This is a genomic window from Mesorhizobium sp. J428 (assembly GCF_024699925.1).
Taxonomy (GTDB): domain Bacteria; phylum Pseudomonadota; class Alphaproteobacteria; order Rhizobiales; family Rhizobiaceae; genus Mesorhizobium_A.
Genome location: NZ_JAJOMX010000001.1, coordinates 5,137,031 through 5,151,484 on the forward strand (window position 1 = coordinate 5,137,031; position 14,454 = coordinate 5,151,484).

Sequence of the window (14,454 nt, forward strand, 5' to 3'; positions counted from 1 at the left end):
ATTGATTGCCGAGAAGTGGGCAAGGCCGAGTTGCGGGATCATGGCGATCAGGCGGATTCGCTGGCAAGGATCGCCGTGATCGCGGCGACGTAGCCGTGGACCTGCAGCCCGGCGATGACGGCCGTTGCCACTGGTGAGATCAGCGACTTGTGGTAGATCGCTTCCCGGCGATGCACATTGGAGATATGCAGCTCGATGATCGGGCCCTTGAACATCTTCAGTGCATCGAGGATCGGGATGGATGTGAAGGTAAGGCCCGCCGGGTTGATGACGATGGCCGCGCCTTCGTCGATCGCCTCGTGGATCCAGTCGACGATCTGGCCTTCCCAGTTCGACTGCCGGAAGACGATTGCCCGCTCGCCCGCCGCCTTTCGGCACATCTCCTCGACTTCGGCGAGTGTCGTTGTGCCGTAGATTTCGGGTTCGCGCTTGCCGAGGCGGTTGAGGTTGGGGCCGTTGAGGACGTAGATCGGCTTCATCGGGCTATCCCTGGTATCCGAAGAGGCGCGGCAGCCACAGCACCACGTCCGGGAAGAAGGTGATGATGATGAGCGAGGCGACCATCGTGTAGAGGAAGGGCAGCACGTCCCTGACGATATCCCACAGCGGCACATTGGCGATGCGCGTCATGATGAACAGCAGCAGGCCGTAGGGCGGCGTGACGAGGCCGAGCATGATGTTGACCACGCACATGACGCCGAAGTGGACCAGGTCGATGCCGAGCGCGTTGGCGGTGGGGATGAACACCGGCAGGATGACGAGGATGATCGTCGTTCCCTCGAGCACGCAGCCGAGGACCAGCAGGATGAGATTGACCATGATCAGGAAGCCGGTCGGCGACAGGTCCCAGCTGGTCAGAAGCACGCTCAGCGACTGCGGAATGTTCTCGACCGTGACGACGTAGTTGAGCACCAGCGCGCCGGCGATCAGCATGCCGATCGAGGAGGTGGTGCGCGCGCTCGCCAGCACCGAGCGGTAGAAGTCGCCGAAGGACACGCTGCGATAGAGGACCACCGAGATGAACAGCGCGTAGGCGGCCGCGACCGCTGCGGCCTCCGTCGGCGTCGTGATGCCCGAATAGATACCGCCGAGGAGAACGACCGGCATCAGCAGCGCCGGCAGCGCCTGCCAGGTGATGCGCGGTATCTCGCGCAGCGGCGTCGGCGCCTCGACGGGGAAATTGCGGGTGCGGGCGTGGATCGCGACCAGCGCCATCTGGAAGGCCGCCATCAGCAGGCCCGGAATGACGCCGCCGAGGAACAGGTAGCCGATCGAGGCGTCGGAGACGAGCGCATAGATGATCATCGGGATCGACGGCGGGATGATCGGCCCGATCACCGCCGTGGCCGCCGTCAGTGCGGCGGCGTAGCTCGCCGGATACTTGCCGTCGGCGGTCATCATGTTCTGCATGATCTTGCCGGAGCCCGCAGCGTCGGCGATGGCCGAGCCCGACATGCCGGCGAAGATGATCGACTGCAGGATGTTGACCTGGGCGAGCCCGCCGCGGAAGCGGCCGACGATAGCGTTGCAGAAGCTCATCAGCCGGTCGGTCATCGAGCCGATGTTCATCAGCTCGGCCGCCAGGATGAACAGCGGCACGGCGAGGATGATGTAGTTCGAATACATCCCGTTGAGGAACTGCTCGGCGGCCGTGCCCATGTCGAGCCCGGCCATCCAGAGATAGAGGATGGAGCCTGCGATCATCGCGTGGCCCACCGGAAGACCGAGCAGCGCCAGCGCCGTGATGGCGACGATACAGATCGAGAAGGGACTGGCGAGGCTCATACGCCGGATCCTGCCTTGGTGGGGTCGAATTCTTCGGGCGCCGAGCCGCGCAGCACCTGCCAGGACAGCCAGAGGTAGCGGACGATGATGGCGACGACGAAGACGATGTAGATGCAGAACACCCAGTCGAAGCGCAGCTTCAGATAGGCCGTCTTCTCGACCTTCATGAAGGTGACGTAGTCGACCACTGCCGGGAACGAGAAGCCGTAGAGGAAGATGAGCGAGGCAGCGCAGATCAAGAACATCGCGCCGCGCGTGCGCGGGCCGACCGATGCGTAGATCAGGTCGAACCGCATCTCCTCCTGCTCGGTCAGCACGAAGGCCGCGCCCCACAGCACGATCCAGATCCAGAGCACCGCGCTCAGCTCGTTGGTCCAGCCGGTCGGCCAGTTCAGCACGTAGCGGAACAGGATCTGCAGCAGGAAGGCGGCGAACATCACCGCCAGCATCCCCGCCAGCACGTTCTCCGCACGGGCATAGAGCCACCCGCCCGCCGCTCTCAGTCTCGGAATCATGGACGTTTCCCTCGGTCGTCAGACAACCACCGCGTCAAGGAATTAGGGGGCGGGCGCACAGGCCCCGCCCCCACTCGTGTCAGAGGGCGTTGATCTTTTCGATCATTCCTTCAGGCCATTCCTTGGCGAGATCGGACTCGAGGTATTTCTTCTGAGCATACTCGCGGAACGCTGCCACGTCGGGCGTGTACCTCAAGCCCGTGCTGTTTCATGAACTCGACCAGCTGGGCTTCCTTGGCGGTGTGCTGTTGCGCGCTCCATTCGATGACCTCGTTCGCGGCGGCCTGGACCTTCGCCTGCTGTTCCGGAGACATCTTGTCCCACGCAGCCTTGGAGATCGTCAGGAGATCGAAGCCGACGAGATGCGACGTCAGGACGATCTGGTTCATCACCTCGTAGAACTTGAGAGTCTGGACGTTCGGCAACGGATTGTCCTGCCCGTCGATCGCGCCGGTTTGCAGTCCGGTGTAGACCTCGGTCACCGCCATCGGCGTCGGGTTTGCACCCAGAGCCGAGCCGAGGAACTGCCATGCATCTCCGCCGGGCATGCGCAGCTTGATCCCGGCCATGTCGGCGGGCGTGTTGATCTTCTTGTTGCCCTTCAGTCCGACCTGCCTCGTGCCGAAGAACGTCGGGCCGAGGATTTTCACCCCGAGCTGATCCTCGACCAGCTTTTTCATCTCCGTCCCGACATCGCTCGCGAAGAACTTGTTGAGATGGTCCACATCGCGGAAGAGGTAGGCCGACGTGAGCAGCGACCAGGCGGGAACCTGTTTCGCGAAGTCCTGCGGGGCTATGTTGCCCATTTCGAGGTTGCCGCGCTGGAGCGCGACGAGCTCGGTTCCCTGCTTGAAGAGTGAACCGTTGTAATAGTTCTCGACGGCGAAGTCGTCGGCAACCGCCTTCTTGAACGTCTCCATCATCTCCGCACGGATGTCTCTGTCCGAGAAGATCGCGGAGAAGCGGAGCTGTGCCTTCTCTTGCGCCAGAGCCGGCAGTGACATCAGCATCGAGCCGATAGCGCATGCGGCGAGCAGGGCCCGTCTGTTCAGGATCGTCATGTTTTCCTCCCTAAGTATGACTGCGAACCGAAGGAGTCCTGGAACTCGTTTGGGTGGTGCAGCCTGTCAGCCACCCGCTTCGTCATTCACTGCGGAACCCTCCGCAGATCTTGCATAGGTTGCTGCCGCGACGTGGGCTTGCTGACATCCGCATCAGGTCACCCCCTTCGCGGCAATGTGCGTCAGAAGGTTTCCACCGGTCCGGCGTATGTGGTCGTGCAATTTCCGGGACGCGTAGTCGGCGTCGCGCGCCACGGCGGCGTGAGCGATCTCGCTGTGTTCGAAGGCGACGTTTCGATCTCCGGAGGTTGCGCGGAGAAACGTCCGCCGATAGCGGTCATTGAGGTTCAGGAGCACACTGCAGAAGTTCATCAGATGCGGCTTCCCGCATCCCGATATCAGCGTCAGGTGGAACTGGCGGTGGATCTGCTCCCAAGCCTCGAGAGTCGCAGGCCTTTCCGCATCGCGCTCCTCCTTGTTCAGCCGATGGAGCGCCCGGACGACATTCCCCTCCCAGGCTGCATCGCCCAGCCTGATCGCCTCGCGCAGAGCGAACAATTCGAACTCAAGGCGCAGGCTTGTGATCTCTTCCAGATCGGCGAGCGACATCGGCGCGACGCGATAGCCCCGATTGTCCTCGAAGGTGACCAGCCCGTCCGAAATCAGGCGCGCCAGCGCTTCGCGGAGCGGGCTCAGGCTGACCTGGAATATTGATCGCGCCTTTTCCAGGTTGATTTTGGCGCCGGCCTCGAGCTGCCCGGAGATGATGGCTTCGCGAAGTCGATCGACCAGCTGGCTGGCGATCGTGTTCTTGCCGTCGTCCACGAATCCATTGGCGACGACATGCATGGCGCGAGCGGCTGATCCGTCCACCTCCGCTTCTATGTCGTCACGAGAACTCGACACGTTAACCCTCCCCGATTTCGCGACGATTATGATAAACGATTATTCTTGTCAAACGAATGTCGCCTTGCAGACGGGAAACGGCTCCAGCGGGGAGAAATCGCCGAGATATCTCCCCCGCGAAGACCATGAGCGGTGATGCGAGCGTCCCTGCAGCTTGACAAATAATCGTTTATTAGTGAGTGGTTTCCGGCCTGGGAGGTCCGATGGTCATGATCAGAAACGAACGAGACGTTACCGAAGCCGCACTCGCGGTGATGCAGAAAACCGCCGACCCGCGGCTGCGGGAGATCATGACGGCGCTGGTGACGCATCTGCATGCGTTCGCGCGCGAGATACGACTGACCGAGCCGGAGTTCCGGGACGCCGCGGCGATCCTGAACGAGATCGGACAGCTGCAGACCGACAGCCACAATGAGATGGTGCTGATGTCGGGTTCTCTCGGGCTCTCGACCCTGATCTGCCTGCTCAACAACGGCAACAGGGGTCAGACGGAGACCTCACAGTCGCTGCTTGGTCCGTTCTGGCGCCTCAACTCGCCCCGGGTGGAAAACGGCGGCACGATCATTCGCTCCGACACGCCAGGGGAGCCGCTTTTCGTCAACGGCCGCGTAGTCGACGTCAACGGCAAGCCGGTCATCGGTGCTGAGGTCGATGTCTGGCATGCCTCACCGGTCGGGCTCTACGAGAACCAGGATCCCGATCAGGCCGAGATGAACCTGAGAGGCAAGTTCACCACGGACGAGGACGGTCGGTTCTGGTTCCGCACCGTCAAGATGGTCGGCTATCCCATCCCGACCAACGGCGTGGTGGGGCGACTGCTGAAGGCGCAAGGCCGCCACCCCTATCGCCCCGCCCACCTCCACGCCCTGATCTTCAAGGAAGGATTCAAGACGCTGATCTCGCAGGTCTTCGACCCGACCGACCCCCACATTTCGGACGATGTCCAGTTCGGCGTCACAGAGGCGCTGATGGGGGATTTCATTCGTCACGACGAACCCAATCCGGATCACAGCGACGCGGCCACGCCGTGGTTCTCCCTCGACTACACCTACGTCATGGAGAGCGGCGTCGCGACGCTGCCGAAGCCGCCGATCAAGTAAATCCCCCATTCGCACAGGAAACTCAGTCATGCTGACAGACGAGCAGAGGGCGGAAGCCGCAGGCCAGATCCTGCGGGCCGAGCGAGAGAGAAAGCCGGTCCGGCAGCTGAGCCAGACCTTTCCGCACATGGAGATCGAAGATGCCTACAAGATCCAGGACTTGTGGGCCGAGGAGCGCATTCGCGCCGGAGCGCGCGTGGCCGGGCACAAGATCGGTCTCACCTCGCGTGCCATGCAGATGGCGTCGAAGATGACCGAGCCCGACTACGGCCGGATCCTCGACGACGCCCTGTTCAACGACGGAGCACAGATCGACGCGTCGCTCTTCATCAAGCCGCGCCTGGAGGTGGAACTGGCGTTCGTGATGGGCAGCGACCTCGAAGGTCCGGCAACCCGCATCTATGACGTGATGCGGGCCACCGAATTCGTCGTGCCGGCGCTCGAAATCATCGACTACAGGACCGAGGTGCCCCGCGCGATCACCGACACGATTGCCGACAACGCCGCCTTCGGCGCCATCGTCGTCGGCGGCAGGACGATCCGCCCCATGGACGTCGACATACGTTGGGTCGGCGCGACCTTGTCGAAGAACGGCATTATCGAGGAGTCGGGCGTCTCGGCTGCCATCATGGGTCATCCGGCTGCCGGCATCGCGTGGCTCGTCAACAAGCTGCATGCAGTCGGATCGAAGCTGCTCGCGGGACAGATCGTGCTCGCCGGCTCCTTCACGCGCCCCGTCGACATCGCTGCCGGCGATGTGATCCACGCGGATTACGGGCCGTTGGGCGCCATCGGCGTGTCGTTCCGGTAGGGCCCCGACGATGGAACTGCCCCGCAATCACTTCAAGGCTGCGATCGCTTCCGGCCGCCATCAACTCGGCCTCTGGTGCAGCCTGCCCGGCGGCTATGCCGCGGAACTGGTCGCCGGTTCTGGCTATGACTGGCTGCTCTTCGACACCGAGCACTCGCCAAGCGATCCGATCGGCGTCCTTTCGCAGCTTCAGGCCGCCGCCGCGCACGACGTGTCGTCGATCGTCCGTCCTGCAAGCAACGATCCCGTCCTGATAAAGCGGATGCTCGATGTCGGCGCGCAAACGCTTCTCATCCCTTATGTGCAAACGCGCGAGGAAGCCGAAGCTGCGGTCGCGGCCATGCGCTATCCGCCGCGCGGCATCCGCGGTGTGTCCGGCCTCACCCGCGCCACCCGGTTCGGCCGTGTCCCCGGCTATGCCACAAAAGCAGAGAGCGAACTCTGCCTGCTCGTCCAGGTCGAGACCGGCTTCGCCCTCGACCGCCTCGAGGATATCGCTTCGGTGGAAGGGGTGGACGGCGTGTTCATCGGACCGGCTGACCTGGCCGCGAGCCTCGGCTTTCCGGGAGAGCCCGACCGCCCGGAAGTCGTCGCAGCCGTCGAGAACGCGATTGCCCGCATCAAGGCAGCGGGAAAGCCGGCCGGCCTCCTGACGCCCAACATCGGCTTCGCGCGACGGTGCATCGAACTCGGCACCCTGTTCACGGCAGTCGGGATCGACGCTGGCGTCCTCGCGCGTGGCAGCGAGGCACTCGTTAGGAACTTCCGCTAGAGGGTGCCAGGTTTGAGGGTGAGCAGTCGGCGATGATCAGGACAAGCCAGCCGGGCACGCTCCGCGCCGCCGTCAACATTGCCAACCGCGCGCTCGTGCAGGCCAATCCGGACGGCAGTTTCAAGGGCCCCAGTGCCGACATTGCGATCCGGCTTGCTGCGCAACTGGCCGTCGATTTGCGTTTTGTCGTCTACCAGTCGGCGGCACAGATTTATGCGGCGACCGATCGCGATGAGTGGGACATCGCATTCCTCGCCTCCGACCCCCAGCGCAGAGACCGCCTCGCCTTCTCGATCCCGTATCTCACCATTCAGGCGACTCTTCTGACAAGGGCGGATCGATCCGAAACTGCGCTGGCCGACTTCGACAGAGCGGGTGCCCGCATCGCCGCAGCCCGTGGGGCCGCGTATGAGCAGATCCTGCGAGGCATGCTTCAATCGGCGGAGGTGGTCGCCTTTGATACGCCCGCGGCAAGTTTCAGGGGATTTCTCGACCATCGGCTCGATGCTGTCGTGGGCATCAGACAGTCGCTTGAGGCCAACGCATCGTCCGAGATCGGTCTACGATTGTTGCAGGATGGCTTCGCTTCGATCGAACAATGTGTGGCGGTGCCTATCGATCACGCGACCGATCTCCCCTGGATCGAGAGACATATGGCGGTCTGATCCGGTCTGCGACTGCAGCCCCTCATGCAAACCTGAGCTCCAGGTAATGATCGTGAAGTGACCAACGACCGTTGCCCCGATGGAGCGAGCACAGAATGGCAACTTCCCGCCGGGTGTTCCCCCAGAACCCGCCCGTCAGGAATCGGCCCGCTCACTGCCGGAGAAAATCATTTCCGGCTTCAGCAAGCTGGTTACCGACAACGCCGAGCAGGGATGGTTTTTTGCCCGTTTGCTTGTCAGCGACCGGGCGAGAGATCCGATGTCAATCAGATTGAGCCGGCTGACAGCCCTGCATTCGGTTGACGTAGTTCAATCTCCGTTGAAATGACCCCGAGAGCCGATATCAATTCCGTCGGGCGCCAAGCGGCCACCACGCGACGGCCTGGGTGTCATCGGCCGACCTCATCTTGTTCATCGATTGACACCGATCAAGGCGCCTGCCCGCCCAAGGCCTATCGAGGCAAGAAGGATGGGGGCGAATCAGTGAAACGCAACGGCGTCGTCGCAGGCAGGCTGGCACCTGGACTGAAGGCACTGGCCTTGTTCGTGCCTCTCGGTCTTGCAGCCTGTGCCACCACCGGTGGACCGAAGAACGAGGTTGGCGCTTATCCGCCTTGGCTTATCAGCGTCGCAGAGCCCGCCGCGCCTGCCATTGGTATGGCGATCTCCGCGGTCCAATGGCGGCAGGGCCGTCTCAGTTCGGACGGCAGCGCGCTTGCCTATTTGCGCGCGCGGATGCAGCCGCTCGACGTGCTCCTGTTCAGCAACAAGCATCGGCTGTCCGGACATACCGGCGCCGGCCTGTTTGGCCATTCCGCCGTATATCTCGGCTCCGAGCGCGAACTGAAGGCCCTAGGCCTGTGGAGTCATCCAGCGGTCGTTCCCCATCAGGCAGCGGTTCGCGAAGGTCGACTGGTGATCGAATCGGCGCAGGCGCACGGCACGGCGCTGGCGCCGGTTGCTCACCTTACGGATACCGACCGCGTTGTCCTGCTGCGGCCTCGGCTCGGTAAGGCACGGAAGGAGGCAGACATCGTCCGGCTGTTCGGCTTTGTCGGCAAGCGCTTCGATCACCATTACCGCCTGGACGAGAGCGAGCGCGTCTTCTGCACCGAACTGATTGAACTGGGGATTCCCGAATTGAGATTGCCGCGCCGCGAAACCTATGGCCGCGAGGTGATATTGCCCGACGACATCGCCAGGCAGGCGATTTCAGGCAAGGGCCACCTGCGCTTCGTCACCTATCTGCGCGCCGATCTCGAAAGCTGGGAAAGAGCGGGTTCGGCGGATCTCGAGGCGGACATCGACAGCGCGGCGTCGAGATGATGTGCGATTAGCCCTGGAGCACCCCGCCGGCATCCTCCATCGCGTCCGGCGTATCCACGTCGAGGCTCGCCGAACGGCCGAGCTCCACGTCGAGCACCTCCGCCACGCCCGCCTCGATGACGTGACGCGCGCCGGTGTCACCCTCGATGCGCGCAACCTCCGCGAACACGGCACGCGGCAGGATCACGGGATTGCCACGCTTGCCCTCATGCGTCGCGCGCACGATCGCGCGACCGCCGGAGCGGCGGAAGGCGTCTATCAGTCGGTCGAGGTCCCCCGCCTCGATCTCGGGCATATCGGCGAGCAGGATCAGCGCGCCGGCAGCTTCGTCAGGCAGCGCGGCGATGCCCGCCTTGAGCGAACTCGCCAGGCCTGTGACGAAATCCGGATTCGTCGTGAAGGTGACGCCAAGGCCGTCGAGCGCGGCGCGCACCCGTTCGGCCTGGTGCCCGGTGACGACCGTCACACCGGCGACCTCGGTCGCCAGCGCGCCCTCGGCGACGCGCCGCACCAGCGGCTCGCCATGGAAAAGGGCAAGCAGCTTGTTCGGCCCGCCCATGCGGCTCGATCGTCCCGCGGCCAACACGACCGCATACACGGTCGCCTGCGCCGTCGGCGTCGGGCGCTCGCGCGGCTCGGGCCGGGTGGGGATTTCCATCAGCAGCCCTCCTACCCCCATGCCGGCGATCTCGTCCGCCGTCACGTCGAGGCCGGCCATCAGGCGGTCGAGCACCCAGTCGAAGCCGTTCTCCTTCGGGCTGCGCGCACAGCCGGGCGCGCCGAGCACCGGCTTGCCGCCCAGCCGCCCGAGCACCAGCAGATTGCCCGGATCGACCGGCATGCCGGCGGCCAGCACCTCGCCGCCGGCTGCACGGATCGCGGCGGGAATCACGTCGTTCGGATCGCACATTGCCGACGCGCCGAAGATCAGCAGCATGTCCGACTGCGCGGCCATGGCCGCGATCGCAGGCTCCAGCGCCTCCTCGCGATGAGCCACGCGCTCCTCGCCAATGATATGGCTGCCGGACCGGGCAAGCCGCGCGGCGGTGACTCGCGCCGTCTTGTCCATGACGCTCGGCTTCAGCGTCGGCAGCACGGTCTGGATCAGGCCGACGCGTCTCGCGGCAAAGGGGTGGACGTCGAAGGCAGGCCGGCCCTGGGCAAGCAGTTCCAGCGCGGCAAGCACCCTGCCCGGCACGGCGAACGGGATGATCTTGACCGTCGCCACCATCTGGCCGGCCTCGACCGCGGCGTGGTCGGGCACCGTGGCAATCGTCACTGCCGGGTCGACCCGGTTGATCGCGTCGATCAGCGCCCTGTCCACCGTAAAGACGCCGGCGACCTCGGCATGCAGGTTGACGCGTCCCGTCGCCGGCGGCTTTGGCGCGATCCCGGTAAACGCCAGCGCCGTCGCGACCCGCAGTGCCGCCTCGTCCTCCGCCACGTCGTCCGGGTCGAGCACGGCAGCGATCACCTCCGTCAGGCCCGCCGCGCGCAGTGCTGCGACGTCGTCACTCGTCAGGCGGCGGCTCTTGCGCAGCCTGACGTCGCCGACGCTGGTCGCATGCGCCAGGATGGCGCCTTCCGCCTCGCCCAGCGCGATCGGCCCGAACCTCACGCAGCACCTCTGCCCGCGAGGCCCCGCGAGCGGAACGCGCCGATGATCTGCGCCAGCACGGCGACCGCGATCTCGGCCGGGCTCGCCGCACCTATGTCGAGGCCGATCGGCGCCTTGACACGCGCGATCTGCGCCTCGCTTGCACCGAGTGCGGCCAGCCGCTCGACCCGCTTCGCATGTGTCTTGCGGCTGCCGAGCGCCCCGACATAGAAGCAACCCGCGTCGAGCGCGGCCTTCAGCGCGAAATCGTCGATCTTGGGATCGTGCGTCACCGCGGCCAGCGCGCAATAGGCGTCGAGCGGTCGCTCCTTCAGCACCGTCTCCGGCCAGTCTGCGAAGAGCGTGACACCTTCGAAGCGCTCGGGCGTCGCAAACGCCGTGCGCGGGTCGATCACCTCCAGGTCGTAGCCGGCGAGGCGCGCCATCGGCGCCAGCGCCTGGCTGATATGCACGGCGCCGATGACGACGATGCGCGGCGGCGGCAGGTGTGCGTTCAGGAACCAGCTCCTGCCGTCGGCTTCGACGGTTCCCGAAACGCCGGAGCGGAAGGTCTTGGCGATCGCCGACGACAGCTCGCCCGCCACCTCCTCGCCTTCGTGGATCACCCGGGCGGAACCGTCGGCGAGATCGGTGAGCAGGATCGCAGCGCGGCGCGCCGCGCGAGCCTCGTTCAACTCGCGGAGGGTCTTGAGGTCCATCGCTCAGGCCAGCCGCTCGACATAGACCTTGATCCGGCCGCCGCAGGAGAGCCCGACCCGCCAGGCGGTCTCGTCCGCAACGCCGAATTCAAGCATTCTTGGGCTTCCCGAACCGATCACGTCGACCGCCTCGGCCACGACCGCGCCCTCGACGCAGCCGCCCGACACCGAGCCGTGGAAATTGCCGTCGGCGTCAATGACGAGATGGCTGCCGACCGGACGCGGCGCCGAGCCCCAGGTCTCCACCACCGTGGCGAGCGCCACGTCGCGGCCCGCCGCCTTCCAGCGTTCCGCGATCGCCAGAGGATCGAGGTTGGCTTCAGGGGTCGATGCGATGTCCATGGCATGCTCCTCCCGTCGTTCGTTCACGCCGCCTGCCTGTTGGCGGCGGCGAGCCATCGTTTCGGATCGGCCTCGCGCGGCCGGCTGTCCGACAGCGAGGCGCAGAGGTCAGATAGCGCATTCAGCGTATGAACGGCGCGGAACTCATCGACATGCGGCAGCATGGCCCTCACGCCCCTCGCCCGCGCCTCGAACCCGTCGAAGCGCAGCAGCGGGTTCAGCCAGATCAGCCGTCGGCAGCTCTTGTGCAGCCGATCCATCTCGACGCCCAGCATCTCGACATCGTCGCGTTCTAGCCCGTCGGTGATCAGCAGAACCACCGCGCCCTGCGACAGCACACGCCGCGACCACAGCCGGTTGAACTCGGCGAGCGTCTCGCCGATACGCGTCCCGCCCGACCAGTCGCGCACGCTCGCCGCGGCATCCGCCAGTGCCTGGTCCGGGTCGCGGTTGCGCAATTGCCTGGTCAGGTTCGTCAGCCGCGTGCCGAATGCAAAAGTGTGGACCCGTCGCCGCTTCTCCAGCAGTGCATGAAGAAAATGCAGGAAGATTCTGGAATACCGGCTCATCGAGCCGGAAATGTCGGCCAGCACCACCAGCGGCGGATGGATCTCGCGCGCTTCGCGGAACTTCGGCAGGATCAGGTCGCCGCCAGTCCGCAGCGCCGACCGCATGGTGGCGCGTGGATCGACCCGGCTGCCGCGCGGATCGGGCCGGAAACGCCGCGTCTTTACCAGGTCGAAGGGCAGCCTGAGGTTTGCGATGGCCCGTTTGGCCGCGTCGAGTTCCTGCGCGTTCATCTGCGCGAAGTCCTTGGCGCGCAGGATCTCGTTGCCCGACACGGTCAGCCGCGCATCGATCTCCACTTCCGGCACCTCTTCCGGCTGCTGCCGCTTGCGGTGGCCCTCGAACATCGCGTCGCCGACCCTCGTCTCGGCCGCGCGCGGCTTCTCCTTCTGGCGCGTCTCGGGCGCCACCGGCGAGAACATCGCCAGCATCTTCTCGATTAGCTCGCGCGACTTCCAGAACAGCCGGAACGCCTCGTCGAACACCGGGTGGTCCTCGTGGCGGGTGACGAGCACGGCGTGCAGCGTCCAGTAGAAGTCGTCGCGGGTGCCGATGCCGGTCGTGATCACCGCATCGATCGCGTCGACCACAGAGGCCGGACCAACGCGCATGCCGGCCTTGCGCAACGCACGGGCGAAATAGACGATGTTGTCGGCGATGCGGCCGTCGGCTACCGCTTCCTTCGGCGTGTTCGGCGAAGAGAAGGTGCCCATCGCCACGACGGCTACTCCGCCGCCGCCGAAAGCTCCGCCTTGACCTCCTTGAGGATGCGGCGGCCTTCGCCCTGCTCGATGCGTGCGATGTCGTCCTGATATTTGAGCAGCACGCCGATCGTATCCGACACGGTTTCGGGATCGAGCGCCACCTTGTCGAGTTCGTTGAGCGCGCCGGCCCAGTCGATCGTCTCGGCCACGCCCGGCGCCTTGAACAGGTCGATCTGGCGCAGCTTCTGGATGAAGCGGACGACCTCTTCGGAAAGCCTCCGGTTCGCCTGCGGCACCTTGCGCCTGACGATCTCCAGCTCGCGCTCGGCATTCGGATAGTCGACCCAGTGATACAGGCAGCGCCGCTTCAGCGCGTCGTGAATCTCGCGCGTGCGATTGGTGGTGATGATGACGATCGGCGGCTCCTCCGCTCTGATCGTACCGAGTTCGGGCACCGTCACCTGGAAATCCGACAGGATCTCGAGCAGGAAGGCCTCGAAGGCCTCGTCGGTGCGGTCGAGCTCGTCGATCAGGAAGACCGGAGCCGCTCCCTTGGTGCCGCTCAGCGCGTCGAGCACCGGCCGGCGGATGAGATACTTGTCCGAGAACACGTTGCGCTCGATCAGATCCCGGTCCGTCTGGCCGGCCGCCTCGTCCATGCGGATCTCTATCATCTGCGCGGCATAGTTCCACTCATAGACCGCGGATGACACGTCGAGGCCCTCGTAGCACTGCAGCCGGATCAGCCGGCGGCCGAGCGAGGCGGCGAGCACCTTGGCGATCTCGGTCTTGCCGACTCCGGCCTCGCCCTCGAGGAACAGCGGCCGCTTCATGCGCAGGCTGAGGAACAGCACGGTTGCAAGCGCCCGGTCGGCTACGTAATCGGCCGCGCGCAGCATCTCCAGCGTTTCGTCGATGGACTGGGGAACGCCCCGGGGGTTGAGATCTGCCATGGTGCGTTTTCCGTCCGGCGGGCCCGGCGCGATATTCCCTAGAGGACGCGGTAGGCGCGATTGAAATAGGTCAGCGGTTCGAGGCTATCGCCGATGCGCACCCCTGTCACCTTGCCATAAAGCACACGATGGGTCGCCATGTCGGTCGTCTCGATGATCTCGCAGTCGAGGCTCATCATCGAATCGATGAGCACCGGCGCACCTGTCGACAGCCTGGTCCACTCGCCCTTGGCGAATCGCTCCTCCTGCGTGAGCCCGGTGAGACCGGAAAACGCGTTCGCCAGCTCCTGATGCTGGCCTGCCAGTGTGTTGAGCGCGAAGACGCCATTGTCCCAGAACACGGAGTTCGAGACGTTCTCGCGGTTGATGCAGGCGAGGATCGTCGGCGGGTGATCGGAAACCGAGCAGGTCGCGATGATCGTGGTGCCGCGCCGGCCCGCCGGCCCGTCGGTGGTCAGCACATGCACGGCACCCGCGAAGCGGGCCATGGCATCGCGATAGGTCTGCGGATCGATGTCGCTTTTCTTCAGCACGGCGGGATATCCGGTTTCGCCATCAATATAAGCTCGGGACAGCGTCCCACAAGCGGCCAGCACAGCCCCTGCCATGTTGCCTAGTCCCGGCTGTGCCG

The 14,454-nt window shown here is 64.9% G+C and carries 16 protein-coding genes and 1 pseudogene; 6 read left to right on the forward strand and 11 right to left on the reverse strand.

Translation table 11 applies throughout. From position 1 onward, the window contains the following. Positions 1-47: 47 nt before the first annotated feature. The 5 genes and pseudogenes from LRS09_RS25885 to LRS09_RS25905 form a co-directional block, all read right to left on the reverse strand. On the reverse strand, positions 48-479 hold the full coding sequence (locus LRS09_RS25885) for a type II 3-dehydroquinate dehydratase (protein WP_257809921.1): 432 nt from the start codon (positions 477-479) through the stop codon (positions 48-50). A gap of 4 nt (positions 480-483) precedes the next feature. Further along, positions 484-1,785 carry a TRAP transporter large permease gene (locus tag LRS09_RS25890; protein WP_257809922.1) on the reverse strand — a complete coding sequence of 434 codons (1,302 nt, stop codon included), beginning with the start codon at positions 1,783-1,785 and terminating at the stop codon, positions 484-486. Then, positions 1,782-2,300 (reverse strand): TRAP transporter small permease, encoded by a 519-nt coding sequence (locus tag LRS09_RS25895; protein WP_257809923.1) that lies wholly within the window; start codon positions 2,298-2,300, stop codon positions 1,782-1,784. The genes LRS09_RS25890 and LRS09_RS25895 overlap by 4 nt, the downstream gene beginning before the upstream one ends. A gap of 79 nt (positions 2,301-2,379) precedes the next feature. Next, positions 2,380-3,361: pseudogene (locus LRS09_RS25900) on the reverse strand (sialic acid TRAP transporter substrate-binding protein SiaP). Between the two features lie 153 nt (positions 3,362-3,514). Then, complete coding sequence (locus tag LRS09_RS25905; protein ID WP_257809924.1) at positions 3,515-4,210, reverse strand: GntR family transcriptional regulator; 696 nt, start codon at positions 4,208-4,210, stop codon at positions 3,515-3,517. A gap of 266 nt (positions 4,211-4,476) precedes the next feature. Between LRS09_RS25905 and LRS09_RS25910 the strand changes: the two genes are divergently transcribed. The 6 genes from LRS09_RS25910 (at position 4,477) to LRS09_RS25935 (ending at position 8,941) form a co-directional block, all read left to right on the forward strand. Further along, positions 4,477-5,367 carry a dioxygenase gene (locus tag LRS09_RS25910; protein ID WP_374684884.1) on the forward strand — a complete coding sequence of 297 codons (891 nt, stop codon included), beginning with the start codon at positions 4,477-4,479 and terminating at the stop codon, positions 5,365-5,367. Between the two features lie 28 nt (positions 5,368-5,395). After that, positions 5,396-6,178, forward strand: coding sequence for a 2-oxo-hept-4-ene-1,7-dioate hydratase (hpaH, locus tag LRS09_RS25915; RefSeq protein ID WP_257809927.1), 783 nt, complete (start codon positions 5,396-5,398; stop codon positions 6,176-6,178). Positions 6,179-6,188: 10 nt separating this feature from the next. After that, complete coding sequence (locus LRS09_RS25920) at positions 6,189-6,950, forward strand: aldolase/citrate lyase family protein (protein WP_257809928.1); 762 nt, start codon at positions 6,189-6,191, stop codon at positions 6,948-6,950. A gap of 32 nt (positions 6,951-6,982) precedes the next feature. Then, positions 6,983-7,615 carry a transporter substrate-binding domain-containing protein gene (locus LRS09_RS25925; RefSeq protein ID WP_257809929.1) on the forward strand — a complete coding sequence of 211 codons (633 nt, stop codon included), beginning with the start codon at positions 6,983-6,985 and terminating at the stop codon, positions 7,613-7,615. A gap of 79 nt (positions 7,616-7,694) precedes the next feature. Beyond that, positions 7,695-7,943, forward strand: a complete 249-nt coding sequence (locus LRS09_RS25930; protein ID WP_257809931.1) for a hypothetical protein — start codon at positions 7,695-7,697, stop codon at positions 7,941-7,943. Continuing rightward, positions 7,940-8,941 (forward strand): YiiX/YebB-like N1pC/P60 family cysteine hydrolase, encoded by a 1,002-nt coding sequence (locus tag LRS09_RS25935; protein ID WP_257809932.1) that lies wholly within the window; start codon positions 7,940-7,942, stop codon positions 8,939-8,941. The genes LRS09_RS25930 and LRS09_RS25935 overlap by 4 nt, the downstream gene beginning before the upstream one ends. A 7-nt stretch (positions 8,942-8,948) precedes the next feature. Here the strand turns inward: LRS09_RS25935 and LRS09_RS25940 are convergent, their stop codons facing one another. Genes LRS09_RS25940 through LRS09_RS25965 form a run of 6 tightly spaced genes read right to left on the reverse strand, consistent with a single transcriptional unit; the run spans position 8,949 to position 14,356 of the window. Continuing rightward, positions 8,949-10,559: a molybdopterin-binding/glycosyltransferase family 2 protein gene (locus tag LRS09_RS25940; RefSeq protein ID WP_257809933.1), complete on the reverse strand. Its 1,611-nt coding sequence runs from the start codon at positions 10,557-10,559 to the stop codon at positions 8,949-8,951. Then, positions 10,556-11,257, reverse strand: coding sequence for an XdhC family protein (locus LRS09_RS25945; RefSeq protein WP_257809934.1), 702 nt, complete (start codon positions 11,255-11,257; stop codon positions 10,556-10,558). The genes LRS09_RS25940 and LRS09_RS25945 overlap by 4 nt, the downstream gene beginning before the upstream one ends. 3 nt (positions 11,258-11,260) lie before the next feature. After that, positions 11,261-11,599, reverse strand: coding sequence for an XdhC family protein (locus tag LRS09_RS25950; RefSeq protein WP_257809935.1), 339 nt, complete (start codon positions 11,597-11,599; stop codon positions 11,261-11,263). 23 nt (positions 11,600-11,622) lie between these two features. Then, positions 11,623-12,879: a VWA domain-containing protein gene (locus LRS09_RS25955; RefSeq protein ID WP_257810318.1), complete on the reverse strand. Its 1,257-nt coding sequence runs from the start codon at positions 12,877-12,879 to the stop codon at positions 11,623-11,625. 11 nt (positions 12,880-12,890) lie between these two features. Then, the gene (locus tag LRS09_RS25960; protein WP_257809936.1) at positions 12,891-13,823 is read right to left on the reverse strand and encodes a MoxR family ATPase; all 933 of its coding nucleotides are present in this window, start codon (positions 13,821-13,823) and stop codon (positions 12,891-12,893) included. Positions 13,824-13,861: 38 nt separating this feature from the next. Continuing rightward, entirely contained in the window at positions 13,862-14,356 is a 495-nt protein-coding gene (locus LRS09_RS25965) for a flavin reductase (RefSeq protein ID WP_257809937.1), read from the reverse strand. Positions 14,357-14,454: the final 98 nt, after the last annotated feature.

Bases quoted from the DNA above. Each gene is read 5' to 3' on its own strand.
- LRS09_RS25935 (WP_257809932.1), top strand. From the start codon at position 7,940: ATGACCCCGAGAGCCGATATCAATTCCGTCGGGCGCCAAGCGGCCACC.
- LRS09_RS25885 (WP_257809921.1), bottom strand. From the start codon at position 479: ATGAAGCCGATCTACGTCCTCAACGGCCCCAACCTCAACCGCCTCGGC.
- LRS09_RS25925 (WP_257809929.1), top strand. From the start codon at position 6,983: ATGATCAGGACAAGCCAGCCGGGCACGCTCCGCGCCGCCGTCAACATT.
- LRS09_RS25895 (WP_257809923.1), bottom strand. From the start codon at position 2,300: ATGATTCCGAGACTGAGAGCGGCGGGCGGGTGGCTCTATGCCCGTGCG.
- LRS09_RS25945 (WP_257809934.1), bottom strand. From the start codon at position 11,257: ATGGACCTCAAGACCCTCCGCGAGTTGAACGAGGCTCGCGCGGCGCGC.
- LRS09_RS25960 (WP_257809936.1), bottom strand. From the start codon at position 13,823: ATGGCAGATCTCAACCCCCGGGGCGTTCCCCAGTCCATCGACGAAACG.
- LRS09_RS25950 (WP_257809935.1), bottom strand. From the start codon at position 11,599: ATGGACATCGCATCGACCCCTGAAGCCAACCTCGATCCTCTGGCGATC.
- LRS09_RS25890 (WP_257809922.1), bottom strand. From the start codon at position 1,785: ATGAGCCTCGCCAGTCCCTTCTCGATCTGTATCGTCGCCATCACGGCG.
- LRS09_RS25910 (WP_374684884.1), top strand. From the start codon at position 4,477: ATGATCAGAAACGAACGAGACGTTACCGAAGCCGCACTCGCGGTGATG.
- hpaH (WP_257809927.1), top strand. From the start codon at position 5,396: ATGCTGACAGACGAGCAGAGGGCGGAAGCCGCAGGCCAGATCCTGCGG.
- LRS09_RS25905 (WP_257809924.1), bottom strand. From the start codon at position 4,210: ATGCATGTCGTCGCCAATGGATTCGTGGACGACGGCAAGAACACGATC.
- LRS09_RS25955 (WP_257810318.1), bottom strand. From the start codon at position 12,879: ATGGGCACCTTCTCTTCGCCGAACACGCCGAAGGAAGCGGTAGCCGAC.
- LRS09_RS25930 (WP_257809931.1), top strand. From the start codon at position 7,695: ATGGAGCGAGCACAGAATGGCAACTTCCCGCCGGGTGTTCCCCCAGAA.
- LRS09_RS25920 (WP_257809928.1), top strand. From the start codon at position 6,189: ATGGAACTGCCCCGCAATCACTTCAAGGCTGCGATCGCTTCCGGCCGC.